General features: G+C 72.1%; 16 protein-coding genes. 9 read left to right on the top strand and 7 right to left on the bottom strand.

Annotated features, from left to right (window positions below; all coding sequences use genetic code 11):
- Window positions 1–68: 68 nt before the first annotated feature.
- The 5 genes from AB0I21_RS14465 to AB0I21_RS14445 are packed head-to-tail and all read left to right on the top strand — an operon-like array spanning window position 69 to window position 5,737.
- Window positions 69–1,202, top strand: coding sequence for an ABC transporter ATP-binding protein (locus AB0I21_RS14465; RefSeq protein ID WP_360561248.1), 1,134 nt, complete (start codon window positions 69–71; stop codon window positions 1,200–1,202).
- Entirely contained in the window at window positions 1,199–2,179 is a 981-nt protein-coding gene (locus AB0I21_RS14460) for an ABC transporter permease (RefSeq protein WP_344499150.1), read from the top strand. The genes AB0I21_RS14465 and AB0I21_RS14460 overlap by 4 nt, the downstream gene beginning before the upstream one ends.
- A 1-nt stretch (window position 2,180) precedes the next feature.
- Complete coding sequence (locus tag AB0I21_RS14455) at window positions 2,181–3,287, top strand: ABC transporter permease (protein WP_360561246.1); 1,107 nt, start codon at window positions 2,181–2,183, stop codon at window positions 3,285–3,287.
- An 8-nt stretch (window positions 3,288–3,295) separates the two neighbouring features.
- On the top strand, window positions 3,296–4,297 hold the full coding sequence (locus AB0I21_RS14450) for an ABC transporter ATP-binding protein (RefSeq protein WP_360561258.1): 1,002 nt from the start codon (window positions 3,296–3,298) through the stop codon (window positions 4,295–4,297).
- Between the two features lie 45 nt (window positions 4,298–4,342).
- Entirely contained in the window at window positions 4,343–5,737 is a 1,395-nt protein-coding gene (locus AB0I21_RS14445) for a GH1 family beta-glucosidase (RefSeq protein ID WP_344499156.1), read from the top strand.
- 1 nt (window position 5,738) lies between these two features.
- Here the strand turns inward: AB0I21_RS14445 and dinB are convergent, their stop codons facing one another.
- The 5 genes from dinB to AB0I21_RS14420 all read right to left on the bottom strand — a co-directional run bounded on the left by dinB (window position 5,739) and on the right by AB0I21_RS14420 (window position 10,045).
- Window positions 5,739–6,929 (bottom strand): DNA polymerase IV, encoded by a 1,191-nt coding sequence (dinB, locus tag AB0I21_RS14440; protein ID WP_360561244.1) that lies wholly within the window; start codon window positions 6,927–6,929, stop codon window positions 5,739–5,741.
- A gap of 356 nt (window positions 6,930–7,285) precedes the next feature.
- Window positions 7,286–7,633: a hypothetical protein gene (locus AB0I21_RS14435; protein WP_360561242.1), complete on the bottom strand. Its 348-nt coding sequence runs from the start codon at window positions 7,631–7,633 to the stop codon at window positions 7,286–7,288.
- On the bottom strand, window positions 7,633–8,079 hold the full coding sequence (locus tag AB0I21_RS14430) for a hypothetical protein (protein WP_360561241.1): 447 nt from the start codon (window positions 8,077–8,079) through the stop codon (window positions 7,633–7,635). Before AB0I21_RS14430 ends, AB0I21_RS14435 begins: the two co-directional genes overlap by 1 nt.
- Window positions 8,066–8,941: a hypothetical protein gene (locus tag AB0I21_RS14425; RefSeq protein ID WP_360561240.1), complete on the bottom strand. Its 876-nt coding sequence runs from the start codon at window positions 8,939–8,941 to the stop codon at window positions 8,066–8,068. The genes AB0I21_RS14430 and AB0I21_RS14425 overlap by 14 nt, the downstream gene beginning before the upstream one ends.
- A gap of 261 nt (window positions 8,942–9,202) precedes the next feature.
- Window positions 9,203–10,045: a hypothetical protein gene (locus AB0I21_RS14420; RefSeq protein WP_360561238.1), complete on the bottom strand. Its 843-nt coding sequence runs from the start codon at window positions 10,043–10,045 to the stop codon at window positions 9,203–9,205.
- Between the two features lie 97 nt (window positions 10,046–10,142).
- On the opposite strand from AB0I21_RS14420, the gene AB0I21_RS14415 reads away from it, so the two are divergent.
- Window positions 10,143–11,390 (top strand): MFS transporter, encoded by a 1,248-nt coding sequence (locus tag AB0I21_RS14415; RefSeq protein WP_360561236.1) that lies wholly within the window; start codon window positions 10,143–10,145, stop codon window positions 11,388–11,390.
- On the opposite strand, the gene AB0I21_RS14410 is transcribed toward AB0I21_RS14415, so the two are convergent.
- Window positions 11,325–12,755: an ATP-binding protein gene (locus AB0I21_RS14410; RefSeq protein WP_360561235.1), complete on the bottom strand. Its 1,431-nt coding sequence runs from the start codon at window positions 12,753–12,755 to the stop codon at window positions 11,325–11,327. The genes AB0I21_RS14415 and AB0I21_RS14410 overlap by 66 nt on opposite strands.
- An 85-nt stretch (window positions 12,756–12,840) precedes the next feature.
- Entirely contained in the window at window positions 12,841–14,493 is a 1,653-nt protein-coding gene (locus AB0I21_RS14405; RefSeq protein ID WP_360561233.1) for an FAD-dependent oxidoreductase, read from the bottom strand.
- 54 nt (window positions 14,494–14,547) lie between these two features.
- On the opposite strand from AB0I21_RS14405, the gene AB0I21_RS14400 reads away from it, so the two are divergent.
- The 3 genes from AB0I21_RS14400 to AB0I21_RS14390 are packed head-to-tail and all read left to right on the top strand — an operon-like array spanning window position 14,548 to window position 16,990.
- Window positions 14,548–14,838, top strand: a complete 291-nt coding sequence (locus AB0I21_RS14400) for a UBP-type zinc finger domain-containing protein (RefSeq protein WP_360561232.1) — start codon at window positions 14,548–14,550, stop codon at window positions 14,836–14,838.
- A 33-nt stretch (window positions 14,839–14,871) separates the two neighbouring features.
- Window positions 14,872–16,200: a condensation domain-containing protein gene (locus tag AB0I21_RS14395; RefSeq protein WP_360561230.1), complete on the top strand. Its 1,329-nt coding sequence runs from the start codon at window positions 14,872–14,874 to the stop codon at window positions 16,198–16,200.
- Between the two features lie 31 nt (window positions 16,201–16,231).
- Window positions 16,232–16,990 (top strand): maleylpyruvate isomerase family mycothiol-dependent enzyme, encoded by a 759-nt coding sequence (locus AB0I21_RS14390; protein ID WP_360561229.1) that lies wholly within the window; start codon window positions 16,232–16,234, stop codon window positions 16,988–16,990.
- The last annotated feature ends 1 nt before the right edge of the window (window position 16,991 follow it).

Genomic DNA, 16,991 nt, shown 5'->3' with positions numbered 1-16,991 from the left:
CGGGTTGCCCGCGCGGGCAACCCGGGGAGCGCCACCCCGTGACGACACCCCAAGACAGGAACATCGGCATGACGTTGAGCGAAAGCACGGCGGCGCCGGTCGGCGAGGTGGTGCTGGAGGCTGTCGGCCTGACCAAGCATTTCCCCGTCCGCAGGCGAATGCGTGACCTTTTCTCCGGCACCAAGGCAGCCGTCCACGCGGTGGACGACGTCTCCTTCACTCTGCGACGGGGCAGGGTCACGGCACTGGTCGGCGAGTCCGGCTCCGGCAAGTCCACAGTCGCCCGGCTGCTCGCGCAGCTCTACCCGCGCACCGGCGGCGACATCCTGCTGCACGGCACGTCGACCAAGGTCAACGGGGGCAGGCGCTTCCGGAACTACGTCAAGCGCGTGCAGCTCATCTTCCAGGACCCGTTCGGTTCGCTCAACCCGGTGCACACGGTCCGCTACCACCTCACCCGGTCGCTGAAGATCCACGGCAACGCCGGCAAGACCGCGGCCGAGCTCGAGGAAGCCCTCGCGAACCTGCTGACCCGGGTCAGCCTCACCCCGCCCGAGCGCTACATCGACAAGTTCCCGCACGAGCTGTCCGGCGGCCAGCGCCAGCGCGTCGCGATCGCCCGCGCCCTCGGCGCCGACCCCGAGGCCCTGCTCGCCGACGAGCCGGTCTCCATGCTCGACGTGTCGATCCGCCTCGGCATCCTCAACCTGCTGCGTGACCTGAAGGAACGGCTCAACCTCGCCATCCTGTACATCACGCACGACATCGCCTCGGCCCGTTACTTCGCCGACGAGACCATGGTCATGTACGCCGGCCGGATGGTCGAGGGCGGCGACAGCGAGACCGTCACGCAGAACCCCGCGCACCCGTACACGCGGCTGCTGATCGAGTCCGCGCCCGACCCGGACCGCATCGAAGGCATCGCCGACCCGGCGAACATGGACCGGGGCAACGGCGAGCCGCCGAGCCTGATCCGGCCCCCCGCCGGCTGCCGCTTCAACCCCCGCTGCCCGCACGCCATGCCCCGCTGCAAGGTCGACCTGCCGCCGCGGCTGGAGATCGGTGACCGCGACGGGCACTGGGCCGCCTGCTGGCTGTACGACGCGGACACCGTCGCCAAAGAAGGCATCGGCTCCGCTGCCGACGGCAGCGCCGCCATCCCCACGCCGCCGGCTCTGACGCTGACGGAGGAGGCACGATGAAGTTCCTGCTGCAACGCTTCGCCTTCTACCTGTTCACGGCGTGGGCGGCGATCACCCTCAACTTCTTCATCCCGCGGGTCATGCCCGGCGACCCGGTCAGCGCCCTGATCTCCAAGAACCAGGGCCGGCTGTCCAGCGACGCGATCCAGTCCATCAAGGTGCTGTTCGGCCTCGACAAGGACCAGAGCCTCTGGGAGCAGTACATCGGCTACTGGAAGCAGCTGCTGCACGGCGACCTCGGCCTGTCGTTCACGTTCTACCCGACGTCGGTGTCCGAGGTCATCGGCCAGAGCCTGCCGTGGACGATCGGCCTGGTCGGCATCACCACGATCCTGAGCTTCATCATCGGCACCGCGCTGGGCGTCGGCGCCGGCTGGAAGCGCGGCTCGTGGATCGACAGCCTGCTGCCGGCGACCACGTTCCTGTCCTCGGTGCCGTACTTCTGGCTCGGTCTCGTCGCGATCGCCCTGCTCGCCGGCCCCGGCAGCTGGTTCCCGTCGTCCGGCGGCTTCACCCCCGGCCTGGTGCCGGCGTTCGACCAGTACTTCATCGGCAGCGCGCTCAACCACAGCATCCTGCCCGCGGCGACGATCCTCATCTCCTCGATGAGCGGCTGGATCCTCGGCATGCGCAACATGATGGTCACCGTCTCCTCGGAGGACTACATCACCGTCGCGCACGCCAAGGGCCTGTCCGACAAGCGGGTCGCCTTCAGCTACGCCGCCCGCAACGCGCTGCTGCCCAACGTGTCCGGCTTCGCGCTGTCGCTGGGCTACATCGTCGGCGGCACTCTCCTGGTGGAGATCGTGTTCTCCTACCCGGGCGTGGGTTACCAGCTCTTCCAGGGTGTCCAGGCCTACGACTACCCGCTGATGCAGGGCATCTTCCTGGTCATCACGATCTCGGTGCTGGTGGCCAACCTGCTGGCCGACGTGGCCTACCTGCTGCTCGACCCGCGCACCCGAAAGAGTGGTTGAGATGACCGTCACCCCGTCCAGCATCGAGCAGGTGATCCCGGGCCAGGGTTCGATGGCCCAGCCGAGCGTGAAGCCGGCCTCGAAGGCGAAGCGCAAGCGGTTCCGGTTCATCGCCAACGGCAAGGCCGCGACCGGCCTCATCGTGCTCGGCATCTACGTGCTCATCGCGATCATCGGGCCGTGGATCTCGCCGTACGACCCGGACCTCATCACGGCCGACAAGCTGCAGGCGCCGTCCGGCTCGCACTGGTTCGGCACCGACCACCTCGGCAAGGACATCTTCAGCCAGATCCTCGTCGGCGCCCGCGGCGTCGTCGTGGTCGGCGCGATCGCCGGCATCGTCGCGACGATCCTGTCGGTGCTCATCGGCGTCACGTCCGGCTACCTCGGCGGCGCCGCCGACGAGAGCCTCTCCGCGGTGTCCAACGTCTTCCTGGTCATCCCCGGCCTGCCGCTGATCATCATCGTGACGTCCACCATCACCAACGCCGGCGACATCGTCGTGGCGCTGGTCATCGGGTGTACGTCCTGGGCGTACGGCGCCCGGGTCCTCCGAGCACAGACCCTGTCGCTGAGACGGCGGGACTACGTCGAGGCGTCCCGCGCGACCGGCGAGAAGACCTGGCGGATCGTGCTGTTCGAGATCCTGCCGAACCTGACCGCGATCATCGCGTCCAGCTTCGTCGGCACCGTCATCTTCGCCGTCATGTCCGAGATCACCCTCGCGTTCATCGGCATCTCGTCGGTGTCGACCTGGAACTGGGGCACGATCCTGTTCTGGGCGCAGGGCCAGCAGGCCCTCGCGCAGGGCGCCTGGTGGTGGTTCGTGCCGGCCGGTCTGGCCATCGCGTTCCTCGGCACCGCGCTCAGCCTGATCAACTTCGGCATCGACGAGTTCGTCAGCCCCCGCCTGCGCACCTCCGGCGCGGGCTCCCGGCGCGCCCCCAACGGCGACAAGGTCACCATGCGGGTCGGGTTCACGCCCGTCATCCGCGGCCGCGCCGACAGCACCCCCGAGATCGAGATCAAGCACCAGACCAAGCAGACCGGCCCGACCGACGACCTCGACGACGCCGTCGGCTCGGTGGAGTATGGAGCGAAGCCATGACCCGCACCCTGACCCGGCCGCTGCTGGAGATCAAGAACCTCGACGTCGATTACGGTCTCGGCGAGGAGGGGGTCAAGGCGGTCCGCGACGTCAGCCTCACCATCCACCGCGGCGAGGTCGTCGGCCTCGCCGGCGAGAGCGGCAGTGGCAAGTCGACCCTCGCCTACGGCGTCACCCGGCTGCTCCCGCCGCCCGGCGTCGTCGCCAACGGCTCCGTCATCTACCACCCGCCGACCGGCGACCCGTACGACGTGCTGAACCTCTCCAACGAGGACCTGCGCAAGTACCGGTGGGCGGAGACGTCGATCGTGTTCCAGGGCGCGATGAACTCGCTCAACCCGGTGCACAAGATCTCCGTCGGCCTGATGGACGCGATCAAGGCGCACGACCCGAGCTCCACCAAGGCGGCCCGGGTCGCGCGGGCCAAGGAGCTGCTGCGGCTCGTCGGCATTGCCGAGGACCGGCTCGACGCGTACCCGCACCAGCTGTCCGGCGGCATGCGCCAGCGCGTCATGATCGGCATGGCGCTCGCCCTGGAACCGCAGCTGGTCATCATGGACGAGCCGACCACCGCGCTCGACGTCGTCATGCAGCGGCAGATCCTCGGCCAGCTCGTCGAGCTGCGCGAGCGGCTCGGCTTCTCCGTCCTGTTCATCACGCACGACCTGTCGCTGCTGGTCGAGTTCTCCGACCGGATCGCGATCATGTACGGCGGGCGGATCGTGGAAGAGGCGCCTTCGGCGGCGATCTACCGCGACCCGAAGCACCCGTACAGCGCCGGGCTGCTGCGCTCGTTCCCCGCGCTGCGCGGCGAACGGCGGGAGCTGGCCGGCATCCCCGGCTCGCCGCCCGACCTGCGCGGCATGCCGTCCGGCTGCGCGTTCCACCCGCGCTGCCCGAAGGCGTTCGAGCCGTGCCCGACCAAGATCCCGATCCTGGGCAAGCCCGACGATCACGTCGGTGAGCCCCGCACCGTCGCCTGCTGGCTGCATCCGGTCACCGCCGGCTGAGCCTGCCACGGGCACACCGTCCCAGTAACTGCAAACAGGAGAACCATGGACACGACCGCGACACCCCTCGATGTGCAGAACCCGATCGCCACACTCCCGCCTTCCTTCCGTTGGGGAGTGGCGACCTCGGCCTACCAGATCGAGGGCGCGGTCGACGAGGACGGGCGGACCCGGTCCATCTGGGACACGTTCTGCGAGGTGCCCGACGCGATCGACAAGGGTGACACCGGCGAGGTCGCCTGCGACCACTACCACCGCATGCCGCAGGACGTCGCGCTGATCCGCGACCTCGGCGTCGACCTCTACCGGTTCTCCGTGGCGTGGCCGCGGGTCCAGCCCCGCGGCCGCGGCCCGGTCAACCCGGCCGGGCTCGGCTTCTACGACCGGCTCACCGACGAGCTGCTCGCCAACGGCGTCGAGCCGTGGATCACCCTGTACCACTGGGACCTGCCGCAGGAGCTGGAGGACGCCGGCGGCTGGCCCGTCCGCGACACCGCCTACCGCTTCGCGGACTACAGCATGCTCGTCTTCGACGCGCTCAAGGACCGCGTCAAGACCTGGACGACGCTCAACGAGCCGTGGTGCTCGGCGATGCTCGGCTACGCCTACGGCGTGCACGCCCCCGGCCGGCGCGACTTCGCCGCCAGCATGCACGCCGTGCACCACCTCCTGCTCGGTCACGGCCTCGCGACCCAGCGCATGAAGGCGGCGGCGGCCCCGCACCACGAGTTCGGCATCACGCTCAACATGGGCGTCAGCACCCCCGAGACCGACAGCGCCGCCGACCGCGACGCCGCCCGGCGCAGCGACGCGCTCAGCACCCGCATCTACCTCGACCCGCTCGTGCACGGCCGGTACCCGGCGGACCTCGTCGCGGACCTCGCCGCGCAGGGCATCGAGCTGCCCGTGCAGGACGGCGACCTCGAGGTCATCAAGACGCCGCTGGACGTCCTGGGCGTCAACTACTACTTCAGCGAGACGGTCTCCGGCGTCGACGAGGACGGCAACACCCACGACGCCACCGGCCTGCCCGTCAGCCGCCCCATCCCGACCGGCCGCCCGATCACCGCGATGGGCTGGGAGATCGTCCCCGAGGGCTTCACCCAGCTCCTCGTGCGCCTGTGGGAGGACTACCGGCTGCCGATCTTCGTCACCGAGAACGGCTCCGCCTTCTACGACGAGCCCGACGAGACCGGCTTCGTCCGCGACGACGACCGGGTCGCCTACTTCGACTCCCACATCGGCGCGGTCGCCGTGGCCCGCCAGCAGGGCGCGGACATCCGCGGCTACTTCGCGTGGTCGCTCATGGACAACTTCGAGTGGGCCTACGGCTACGACAAGCGCTTCGGCATCGTCTACGTCGACTACGACACGCAGGAGCGCACCCCGAAGCAGTCCGCGCACTGGTACCGCGACACCATCAAGGCACTGCGCGGCTGAGCTAGTCCGGCAGCAGGGGAGTTGTGGGCCCCTGCTGCCGGCCCAGCAGCGACGCCCTCGTCAGCGCCGCCGAGCCGAACCGGTCCCGGACCTGGTCCATCGCCTGGTCCAGCTCACCGCCGGTGTGCGCCCGCAGCGGCAGCTCCAGCTGCACGGCGCCGTCCCCGTCCAGGTTCGCCACGGCGATGCCGATGAGCGTCAGCCCCCGGTTCGCGATCAGCGACGCTTCTTTGTGATGCAGCATCTGTACGGCGTCCAGAATCGTCGCGGTGTGCCACGTCTCCTTCGCCAGGGTGTGCGAGCGCGTCGCCTTCGTGAAGTCCGCGAACCGCATCCGCAGCACGACCGTGCGGCCGCCCCGCTCGGCGGCCCGCAGGCGCCGGCAGACCCGGTCCACCAGCTCCGCGAGGACCGCGTCGACGAACGCCGGCTGGTGCGGCCCGCGGCCGAGGGCCCGCTGCGCCCCCATCGACCGGCGGCGCCGGTTGGTCTGCACCGGCCGCGGGTCCCGGTTGTGCGCGAGGGCGTGCAGGTGCCGCCCCGTGCCCTCGCCGAGCATCGACACCAGGGTCGCCTCACCGAGCCGGGCGACCTGCCCCACCGTCATGACCCGGTGCGCGTGCAGCTTCGCCGCCGTGACGGCCCCGACACCCCACAGCCGCTGCACGGGCAGCGCGTGCAGGAACGTGAGCTCGTCGGCGGGCTCCACGACCAGCAGCCCGTCAGGCTTGGCGACCCCGCTGGCCACCTTCGCCAGGAACTTCGTCCGCGCCACCCCGACCGTGATCGGCAGCCCGACCTCCCGCAGCACGTCGGCCCGCAGCTGCTCGGCGATCCGCCGCGGGGTCCCCGCGATCCGCCACAGCCCCCGCACGTCGAGGAACGCCTCGTCGATCGAGATCCCCTCCACGACCGGCGTCGTGTCCCGGAACACCTCGAACACCCGCCGGCTGGCCTCTGAGTACGCCCGCATCCGCGGCGGCACGACGACCGCCTCCGGGCACAGCTGCCGCGCCTGCCGCCCACCCATCGCGGTGCGCACCCCGCGCCGCTTCGCCTCGTAGCTGCACGCGAGCACCACCCCGCCACCGACGATCACCGGCCGCCCCCGCAGGCGCGGGTCGTCGCGCTGCTCCACCGACGCGTAGAACGCGTCCAGGTCAGCGTGCAGGATCGAGGCCCCGTCGGACACGAACATATGTTCGCATGACCGCCCCTTGCCAGGGCAAGGATCGCCATCCTCGAGCCGGTGTCACGGGCCACCGACGACCAGCACCGTCCACGCACCCGTATGGTCGAGGGCACGCACCAGGGAGTCGACCGGCCAGCACTTGGGCGCCCGCGACGCTGCCTGACCCGCGACTCTTACACTTGGTGACTCCGACGCTACGCCATTGAAGATCAATTAGGTGGTATGCGTTACGGTGCTTAGTGAAGCGGTCGGCGCCGCTCCGGTAGCGCCATCCACCAACGCCTAGACGTGCCACCACCCACCCCCGACCCGTGACCGCCGCCGACGTGCCGCCCGCCCCCGCGCATCACGCGCGTCTACGTGGGTGGGCCGCCCTGCTTGCCGGCGATCAGTGCCCACACCACGGCGACCACCCCGCCGGCGGCCATCAGCGCGCCGGCGAACAGGGCCAGGAACAGCCAGCTCCGGCCGCCGCCGGTCTCGAAGTGCACGCCGTCGTCGGAGACCGGGCTGAGGAGGCGCCAGACGACACGAATGCCCAGGATCGTCGCGCAGATGCCGACGAGCAGCAGGTCCCCGGCGTCGGTGTCGGGGTCCCAGGGGCCGAAGTGCTTCAGCACGAAGACCGACCCGGTGACCACGATGGCGAGGACCGCCGACCAGTCGGCTGCCCGGCCGACGGCTTCCGGTGAGGGGCCCTTCATCAGCGGTCCTCCACGCCCAGCGGCAGGCGGGCCAGCCGGCTCTCCGCCACCCGTACGCGGATGTGGGTCCAGCCCTCGTCCTCCGCGATGATCGGCAACACGTCGCTGAGCAGCCGGGCGATCCGGGCCGCGGCCTCGGAGTCGCGGGAGAGCTGTTCCCGGGCGGCGGCCACGACCATCTGCTGCACCACCCGCGTGGCGGCGACGGAGGCGCCGAGCCACACCAGCGCGGTGACGACCAGGCTCACGGCGTCCGTCCGTGCCGCCATGGCGACGGCGACCACCACCGGCAGCAGCAGGATGGACGCCGCGGAGCCCGCGATCCGGGCGGTCGCGCCCCGGCGGCGCAGGGCGTCCGAGTCGCGCAGGAGACGCTCGGCGGTGGCCAGGTACTCCTCGAACTCGGCGCCGGTGGGTTCCCGGGAGCCGGCCTCACCGAACGCCACAGTGCGCCTCCAGACGGGCGAAGAACTCGGTCAGCAGGACCAGTGAGTCGGCCGGCTCCAGCTCCGGCTCCACGCTGCAGGCCAGCAGCGGGTCGGGGTCCCAGCGCTGCGGTCCGGTGCTCACCGGGACGACGTCGACCTCCAGGCCGAACCGGCGGCCGAACGCCGCCAGCCGCCGCCCGAACGCCGAGGTCCGGTAGTACTCCAGCGCCTCGTCGATCCGCGACCAGAAGAGGTCGGCCTTGTTGACGGCGACCATGAGGAACCGCGGCCGGCCGCCGGCCGGGTTGCGGACCCAGGACGCCGCGAGGCGTTGCAGCGCGTCCTCCAGGTCCTGCTCCTCGCGCTTGAGCAGCAGCTCCCGCAGCTTCTTCAGGTGGTCCTCGGCGAGCCGGTGGCCGGGGCTGCCCGCGGTCGTGCGCAGCACCTTACGGACCAGGGCGGCGTCGCCGCGGGTGTCCCAGATCTCGTTGTGCCCCCAGCAGGTCACGTAGACCGCGCCCATCGTCGTGTGCCCGGGCATGAGCCGGTCGCCGAAGGTCCTGGTCCGCTCGCGGCTCGCCTGGCCGGGCACGATGGTCAGGGTGACCTTGGTCCGCTTCGGGAACCACATGGTCCGGGACCGCGCGACGACGAAGTTCATGTCCTCGCGGTCGTCGCTCATCTCGGTCGGGTCGGGACTGCCCCGCTGCGCCGTCGTCCACGAGTCGCAGAGCATGTCCTTGCCCGCTCCGGGCGCCCCGGCGACGAGGATCGTGACCGGCGAACTGATCCGGGAGAACCCGTTCGCGGGGGTCACGGTCGTCGGCGCGCGCCCGGCGACCTCCGGGGAGAGCACGGGTCGTTCCGCGGGAGCGGTCACAGCATCCATCCATGGAGGCAACAGCGGACGCTCACCGTAGCCGGGCATTCACCGGCGTTGCCAGCCGCCGAAGGTGCGGCCCGCCCTGCCGAAACGGCCAGCGGCACCCGCGAATCGAGCGAAGACCACACGGTCAGCGCAGCGGAAGGCGACGCCGCGAACGGTCAGGGCAGCCGGAGGCGACGCCGCGAAAGCGTCAGGGGCAGCCGGAGGCGACGCCGCGAAGGGCCGGGGCAGCCGGAGGCGGCGCCGCGAAAGGGGTCAGGACAGCGGGAAACGGCGGCGGCGGCGTTCGGCCAGCACGGTCGCGGCCGTGGCGGCGAGCAGCAGCAGGACCCCGATGTTGGCCAGGAGGCGGAAGCCGATGCCGGTGTAGGCGTCCCAGGACGGGATCGGCTCGGTCACCGGCGCCAGGTACATCGTGGCGACGACCGCAAACGTCAGCAGGGTGCACGGCGCCAGGCACCCGACGCCGGCCCATGCGGTCCCGGCCGCCACCCGGCCGCTGCCCACGGCCCGGCGCATCCCGACCCAGCCGAGGGCGAACCCGACCAGGCCGAAGAGGGCGACCAGCGGGGCGACCACCGACGGCTCCCGCCGGCCGATCTCCAGGACGAGCCCGCCGGCCCCTTCCTGGTACACCTGCACGACCAGGTGGCGGCTGACCGCGGTGACGCCCTCGGCCTGGCCGGGCAGGTCCGGGGCGCGGGTGTCGACCTTCCAGTAGTGGTCCTTGACGAGCGCCTCCCGGGCGACGCCGATCGCGCCCGTGACGTTCTGCGCCGGAGGGTCGACGTGGTAGGCGATGTAGCCGCCGTTGTAGTCGTCGCCGCCGAACAGCAGCGCCTGCACGCCCTCGTACGGCGGGTCGTAGCCGAACGGTGGCTCGTGCCGCTGGTCCGGGGCGTGCAGGCGGGTGCCCGGCACCAGCGGCTGGACGGTCTCCAGCGCGAACCGGTCGGCGGGCAGGTCGTCGGACACCTGCCAGGCGAGCCAGCCGCCGAGGCCGGCGCCCAGCGCCCCGAGGGTGAGCGCACCGGCGAGCCCGGTGACCCAGTCGACCCATCCGCGACGCGACCTCGGTGCCGGTTCCGGCGTGTCCATACTTGATCTCCCCGATCGACGAACGGCGCTCGCACCATACACGGACACCCGGAAAAAGCGCGTGCGGGTCGCGGTGCCGGTCGCGTAGAACTGCCGGGTGCTACAACTCTGGGCGGCGGTGCTGCGGCGGCCGTTCGCGACGGCCCTGGCGGTCACGAACCTGCTCACCCGGTTGTCGGCCGGGGCGGTCGCCCTTGCGCTGGTCCTGCTGCTGGAGCACGAGCGGGGGTCGTTCGGCGCGGCAGGGCTCGTCGCCGGTGTGTTCGCCGTCGGTACCGCCGCCGCGGCGCCGATCGTCGGGCGGCTCGTCGACCGGACCGGCCAGACACCGGTGCTGCTCGTGACCGCGGCCCTGCACGGAGGGTCCCTGCTCGGCTTGGCGGCCCGGCCGTCGGCGCCGCTGTGGGTCCTCGCCGCGCTCGCCGGCGTCGCGGGCGCGGCACGGCCACCGGTCGCGGCGTGCATGCGCGGCATCTGGATCGCGATGCTCGGCGAGGGCGCGCAGCTGCGGGCGTCGTACCGCCTGGAGAGCGCGCTGCTGGAGGTCGGGTTCATCGCCGGGCCGGTCGTGGCGGGCGCGGTCGTCGCGGTCGGGCGGCCGGCGCTCGGGCTGGTGCTGACGGCGGCGCTCGCGGTCGTGGCGACGGCGGGGTTCGCGCTGCTGCCACCGGCCCGGGCGTGGCGGCCGGCGCCGCGCGCGGCACGGGCGGGCGTCCTCGGGCCGCTGCGGGCCCCGGCGGTGCTGTCGCTGGTCGGCTCGCGAGCGGCGCTCGGCGTCGCGATCGGCGCGGTGCAGGTGGCGGCGGCCGCGTTCGCCACCGCCGGCGGGCGGGCCGGGTTCGCGGGGGTCCTGCTGGGCGGGTTCGCGGCGGGCAGCCTGCTGGGCAGCCTCGGGCCGCACGTGGCGCCGGCGAGGTTCACCCTGCTGTCGGCCGCGATGGCGCTGGTACTGGCACCGCTGCTGCTCCCCGCCGGCCTCTGGTGGCTGGCGGGGCTGTTCGTCCTGGCCGGGGTGCCCCTCGCGCCGTTGAACGCGCTCGCCTACGAGCTGACCGACCTGGCCGCCCCGCCGGGCACCGGCACCGAGGCCCGCATGTGGACGAGCACGGCGACGGCGGCCGGGGCGGCCCTCGGCAGCGCGCTCGCGGGTGCGGCCGTCGACGGCGCGTCGGCCCGGGCGGCGGTCGCGGTGGCCCTGGCCGGTGCGGTGGCCGCGGCGGTGGTCACGCTGCTGACCCACCGCACCGTGACCGCGCCGGGCGGGCCGCGGCGACCGGCGTCAGGCGGTGGGGGCGGGCTCGGTCAGCGGCAGCAGGACGAGGAAGCGGGTGTCGCCGGGGCTTGACGTGACCCGGATGTCGCCGTGGTGCTTCTTCACCACGATGCGGTACGAGATGTCCAGCCCGAGCCCCGTGCCCTCACCGACCGGTTTGGTGGTGAAGAACGGCTCGAAGATGCGCGGCCGGACCTCGGCGGGGATGCCGGTGCCGGTGTCGGCGAACTCGACCGCCAGGCAGTCGCCGTCGCGGGACGTGGTGATGGTGAGGGTGCCGTCGCCGTGCATGGCGGCGACCGCGTTGTCGATGAGGTTGGTCCACACCTGGTTGAGCTCGGCGGCGTACGCGGGGATCGGCGGCAGGTCCCGGTCGTAGCGGGTGACGACCTTGACCCCCTGCTTGGAGATCTTCGCGTTGAGCATGATGAGGGTCGCGTCGAGCAGCTCGTGGACGTCGGCGACCTGGAACGGCCCGCGGTCCAGCTGCGAGTACTGCTTCGCCGCGCCGACGAGACCGGAGATGCGGGTGACGGCGTCGTCGATCTCGCCCATCAGCAGCTCGGTCTCGATGGTGTAGACGAGCCAGCGCACGGCCGGCTCGAGGTCGAGCTTGCCGACGCAGACCTTCACGTCCTCCAGCCACGGCACGTCGACACCGCCGGCGACCAGGGTCGGGGCGAGGTCCCAGGCGCCGTTGACGCCGCGCTCGTCGAGCCAGTCGCCGACGGCGTCCTCGGCGTCGCTGGCGTCCAGGGCGGAGCGCTTCGGGGCGGTCGCGGCCAGTTTGACGGCGCGCTCCTGCAGCTCGACGAGGCCGTGCAGCTGCTGGCCGTCGAGCCGGCCGTCGGCGATCATCGCGAGCTTGTGCCGCATGCCGGCGACCCGGTCGCGCAGGACGGCGGTGGCGCGCACGGCCGCCGCGGCCGGGTTGTTGAGCTCGTGGGTCAGGCCGGCGGACAGCGCGCCGAGGGCGAGGAGCCGCTCCCGCTCGGCGGCGGCGTTGTTGACGTTGCGCATGCCGAAGAACAGGCCTTCGAGCAGGTGCATCGCCATCGGGAACCACTCGCGCATCGCGGCGCCGAGCTCGACGGCGGGCAGCTCGTACAGCTCGGAGTCGGTGATCGCGTGCATCGTGTTGTTGTAGACCTGCGGGACCCGGTCGCCGAGGTACGCCTGCGTGGCGCCGCCGTAGACGCCGACCTGGTCGGTGCGGCTGAGCTCGATGTCGTCGCCGTGCACGTTCCGGCTGAGGCTCACGGTGCCGGACAGCAGCACCACGAAGCAGGTCGCCGGCTCGCCCTCCTGGTACACCGGCCGCCCGGACTCGTAGCGCACCGCGGTGCCGCGGGCGGCGAGCCAGTCCAGCTGCTCGTCGTCGAGCGCCTCGAAGAGGAACAGCCCGCGGAGCTCTTCCTGGGTAAGCCGTCGGCTCATTCCGTCACCTCCGCGGCGCTCCGGCGCCGGACTGAGCCAAACCTGCGCCCATGATGAGCAGCCACTTCGCTGCGCTCCGGCCTGTTCATTGCCCCTCCACCAAGTACCGGTGCACCAGTGAGACCGCCATCGCGCCTTCGCCGACCGCCGATGCGACCCTCTTCACCGAGTCTGCGCGCACGTCACCCGCGGCGAACACTCCCGGGACGCTCGACTCCAGGTGATAGGGGTCACGGCCGAGCGCCAGATGGTCGCTGCTCGCGGCGACGTCCGGCCCGGTCAGCACGAACCCGCGGGCGTCGCGCTGCACCACGCCGTCCAGCCAGTCGGTGCGGGGCTCCGCGCCGATGAAGATGAAGAGCCAGGAGCTGTCGACGGTCCGCTCGGCGCCGCCGTCGACCGGCCGCAGCGTGAGCCGCTCCAGGTGCTCGTCGCCGTCGGCGCCGACGATCTCCGTGCACGGGTGGACCTCGATCGTCGGGACCGCCGCGATCTGCTCGATCAGGTACCGCGACATCGACGCGTCCAGGTTGGGGGCGCGGATGACGAGGTGGACGCGGCGCGCGTACCGGCTGAAGAACATCGCGGCCTGCCCGGCCGAGTTGGCCCCGCCGACGATGTAGACGTCCTGGTCGGAGCAGCTCGGCGCCTCCGTCGACGCGGAGCCGTAGTAGACGCCCCGGCCGTGGAACTGCTCCAGCCCCGGTGCGCGCAGCCGCCGGTACGCGACCCCGGTGGCCAGGATGACGCTGTGCGCCGCGATCGTCGTGCCGTCCTCGAAGTGCAGGACCCGCGCCGAGCCCTGCACCGCCAGTCGGGTGACCTTGCACGCGGTGAGCAGCTCGGCGCCGAACTTCACCGCCTGCCGGCGGGCCCGGTCGGTGAGCTGCGCGCCGGACACGCCGTCGGGGAAGCCGAGGTAGTTCTCGATCCGGCTGCTCTGCCCGGCCTGCCCGCCCGTCGCCCGCTCCTCCAGCAGCACGGTGCGCAGGCCCTCGGAGGCGCCGTAGACGGCCGCGCCGAGACCGGCGGGCCCGCCGCCGACGACGACGAGGTCGTAGAAGTCGGACGCGGGCGTCGTGGTCAGACCCACCTGCACCGCCAGCTCGGCCTCACCCGGCGCGACCAGGGTCTTGCCCTCCTGGGTGACGACGAGCGGGACGTCGGCCTCGGTCAGCCCGGCCGCCGTCAGCAGCCGCTGCCCTTCGTCGTCGTCGGTGGTGTACCAGCGGTACGACACCATGTTGCGGGCCAGGAAGTCCCGCACCTTGAACGACGGCGCCGACCACCGGTGCCCGACGACCTTCACGTCGGCGACCGGCCGGTCGGGGGCGGCCTTCCACGCCTCGAGCATGGCGTCGATCACCGGGTACAGCTTCTCCTCCGGCGGGTGCCACGGCTTGAGCAGGTAGTGGTCGAGGTCGACGACGTTGATCGCCTGGATCGCGGCGTCGGTGTCGGCGTACGCGGTCAGCAGCACCCGGCGGGCGCGCGGGAACAGGTCCATCGCGGCCTCGAGGAACTGCAGGCCGGTCATGTTCGGCATGCGGTAGTCGGCGAGCAGCACCGCGACCTGCTCGCCGCGCAGCTTCAGCTCCTTGAGCGCGTCCAGGGCCTCCTGACCGGAGTCGGCGCGGATGATGCGGTAGTCCTCGGCGTACTGCTTCCGGAGATCACGGGCGACCGCCCGGGACACCGCGGGATCGTCGTCCACGGTCAAGATCGCTGGCTTGGCCATGGACCCAATCCAACCACGGGTTTCCTCGATCGCCCATTGGATACTGTGTGCTCCGTGAGCAACCCGTGTGAGCACCTCGACCAGATCCACGACGTCCAGCCGAGCGCGGACGGCTGCGAGGACTGCCTCGCCGCCGGCGGACGCTGGGTGCACCTGCGGCTGTGCCTGACGTGCGGGCACGTCGGCTGCTGCGACTCGTCCCCGGCGAAGCACGCCACCGCGCACTACCACACCGGCGGTCACCCGCTGGTCCAGTCCTTCGAGCCGGGTGAGGAGTGGGTGTGGTGCTACGCCGACGACGCCCTGCTCAAGGTCGACGGCCTGCCGTCGCGGTCCCACCCATAGGCCGGCGTTTTTTCCGCGTCCTAAAGTAAGCGGATGCGGGTGACGTTCGAAGGCGGCGGCGCGGGCACCGGACCGCTGTCCTGGGGGCAGCTGGACATCTGGCTCAAGATGACCACGCTCGGGCATTCCCTGGCGATGGGCGGGACCCGGCCGCTGCCGCCCGGGACCACCATCGACGACGTCGCCGGCGAGCTGCGCTACCTGATGAGCCGCTACGAGAGCATGCGCACGCGGCTGGTCTTCGCCGGCGACGGGCCGCCGCACCAGGTCGTGCACGGCGCCGGCGCGATCGACCTCGAGGTCCTCGACGACGCCGACCCGGCCGGGGTCGAGGCCCGGTTCCGCGCCGTCCCCTTCGACCACGTCCACGAGTGGCCGGTCCGCATGGCCGTCGTCCGCACGGCCGGGGTGTGCTCCCACGTGGTCCTGATCATGTCGCATCTCGTCATGGACGGCGCCGGCGCGGTGCGGATGATGACCGAGACCGACGCCCGCACCGACACCCCCGTCGAGGGGCACTCCGCGCTCGAGCAGGCCCGGCTGCAGGCGTCACCGGCCGGCGTACGGCAGAACGCGGCCTCGCTGCGGCACTGGGACACCCACCTGCGTGCCATCCCCGACCCGGGCCTCGCCCCGTCCCGCGACGTGCGCACCCCGCGGCACTGGACCGGCGTCCTGCACTCCACGGTCCTGCCGGCGGCGCTGCGCACGGCGGCACTGCGGGCCGGTGTCGAGCCGGCGCCCGCCCTGCCGGCCGCGTTCGCCATCGCGTTCGCCCAGGTCACGGGCGTCACCGTGGTGCCGCTGCGGCTGATCTCCAGCAACCGCTACCGGGCCGGGCTGGCCGGCGTCGTCGCTCCCGTCTCGCAGATGGGGCTGTGCGTCATCGACACCGCCGGCGGCTTCACCGACGTGCTGGACCGCACCCGCCGGGCCGCGCTCACCGCGTACAAGCACGCCTACTACAACCGGCACGACCTCAACGCGGTGATCGCGGGCGTGGTCGCCGACCGGGGGCCGCAGTTCTCCCTCGACGTCAGTCTCAACGACCGGCGCCTCGGCGGCGAGCTGCAGGACGTGCCCCGCCCGGAGCGCAGCGAGTTCGCCTGGGTCGACCGTTCCGACGAGCCGTCCTCGGCGCTGTTCCTGAGCGTCGACGGCTCCGACGAGGCGGTGGAGATCACGATGTACGTCGACAGCCACCTCATGGCCCCTTCCGAGGCCGAGGCGCTGCTGTGGGCGATGGAGTCGATCGCGGTCGCCGCCGCGGCGTCGTCGTCGTCGTCCGAGTCTTCGGTGTCTTCGGTGTCTTCGGACGTGCCGCATGTCGAGGAAGCCGTGGTGGCTCCGACCTCCTCGTGACAGCGTCACCGTCGCGTACCTGAGGAGAGCCATGCGTTTCGAGGACCACTGCGGGTGGATCGTCGCCCAGACCGAGCTGCTCGTCGACGGACTGCACGGCGCGTCCCTGACCGCACCCGTGCCGTCGTGCCCCGCCTGGACCCTGGGCGCGCTGCTGCGGCACATCGGCGGCGGGCACCGGTGGGCCGCCGAGATCGTCCGGACCAGGGCGACCGGGTTCCTGCCCGACGGCATCGTCCGCGACGTCGCCGGCGACGACACCGGACCCGTCCCGGCGGCGTGGCTGCTCGACGGCGCCCGCGAGCTCGCCGGCGCGCTGCGCGAGGCCGGCCCGTCCCCGGCCGTGTGGACGCCGTTCGACCTGGGCGGCATGCCCTTCTGGGCGCGCCGCTTCGCCCACGAGACGCTCATGCACCGGGCCGACGCGTGCCTCGCCGCCGGGGTGCCGTTCGCGGTCGCGCCGGACGTCGCCGCCGACGCGCTCGACGAGTGGATGGCGCTCGACGCGCACCCGATCCACTTCGACCTCACCCCCGGCAAACGGGCCGTCCTCGGCCCCGGCCGCACGCTGACGCTGAGCGCGGACGATCTGCCCGCGGCGTGGTTCGTCGACCTGACCGGGGACGTCAACACCTGGCGCCGCGGCGGCGGACCCGCGGCCGTCACCGTCCGAGCGCCGGTCCAGGAGCTGTTGCTGCTGGTGTACCGGCGCCGCGACGCCGACGGTCTGGCGATCGACGGCGACTCCGGGGTGCTGCGCCACTGGCTGGATCACGTCGCCTTCGGATGAG

Origin of the sequence: Dactylosporangium sp. NPDC050588 (assembly GCF_040654975.1) — a bacterium.
Classification (GTDB): domain Bacteria; phylum Actinomycetota; class Actinomycetes; order Mycobacteriales; family Micromonosporaceae; genus Dactylosporangium; species Dactylosporangium maewongense.
Note: the sequence above shows the minus strand (reverse complement) of the source record. Positions and strands in the feature narration are given on the sequence as shown.

What these genes read in the sequence shown, in the direction of transcription:
- AB0I21_RS14465 (WP_360561248.1), top strand. Translation starts at nt 69, where the DNA reads ATGACGTTGAGCGAAAGCACGGCGGCGCCGGTCGGCGAGGTGGTGCTG.
- AB0I21_RS14460 (WP_344499150.1), top strand. Translation starts at nt 1,199, where the DNA reads ATGAAGTTCCTGCTGCAACGCTTCGCCTTCTACCTGTTCACGGCGTGG.
- AB0I21_RS14455 (WP_360561246.1), top strand. Translation starts at nt 2,181, where the DNA reads ATGACCGTCACCCCGTCCAGCATCGAGCAGGTGATCCCGGGCCAGGGT.
- AB0I21_RS14445 (WP_344499156.1), top strand. Translation starts at nt 4,343, where the DNA reads ATGGACACGACCGCGACACCCCTCGATGTGCAGAACCCGATCGCCACA.
- AB0I21_RS14435 (WP_360561242.1), bottom strand. Translation starts at nt 7,633, where the DNA reads ATGAAGGGCCCCTCACCGGAAGCCGTCGGCCGGGCAGCCGACTGGTCG.
- AB0I21_RS14420 (WP_360561238.1), bottom strand. Translation starts at nt 10,045, where the DNA reads ATGGACACGCCGGAACCGGCACCGAGGTCGCGTCGCGGATGGGTCGAC.
- AB0I21_RS14410 (WP_360561235.1), bottom strand. Translation starts at nt 12,755, where the DNA reads ATGAGCCGACGGCTTACCCAGGAAGAGCTCCGCGGGCTGTTCCTCTTC.
- AB0I21_RS14405 (WP_360561233.1), bottom strand. Translation starts at nt 14,493, where the DNA reads ATGGCCAAGCCAGCGATCTTGACCGTGGACGACGATCCCGCGGTGTCC.
- AB0I21_RS14395 (WP_360561230.1), top strand. Translation starts at nt 14,872, where the DNA reads ATGCGGGTGACGTTCGAAGGCGGCGGCGCGGGCACCGGACCGCTGTCC.
- AB0I21_RS14390 (WP_360561229.1), top strand. Translation starts at nt 16,232, where the DNA reads ATGCGTTTCGAGGACCACTGCGGGTGGATCGTCGCCCAGACCGAGCTG.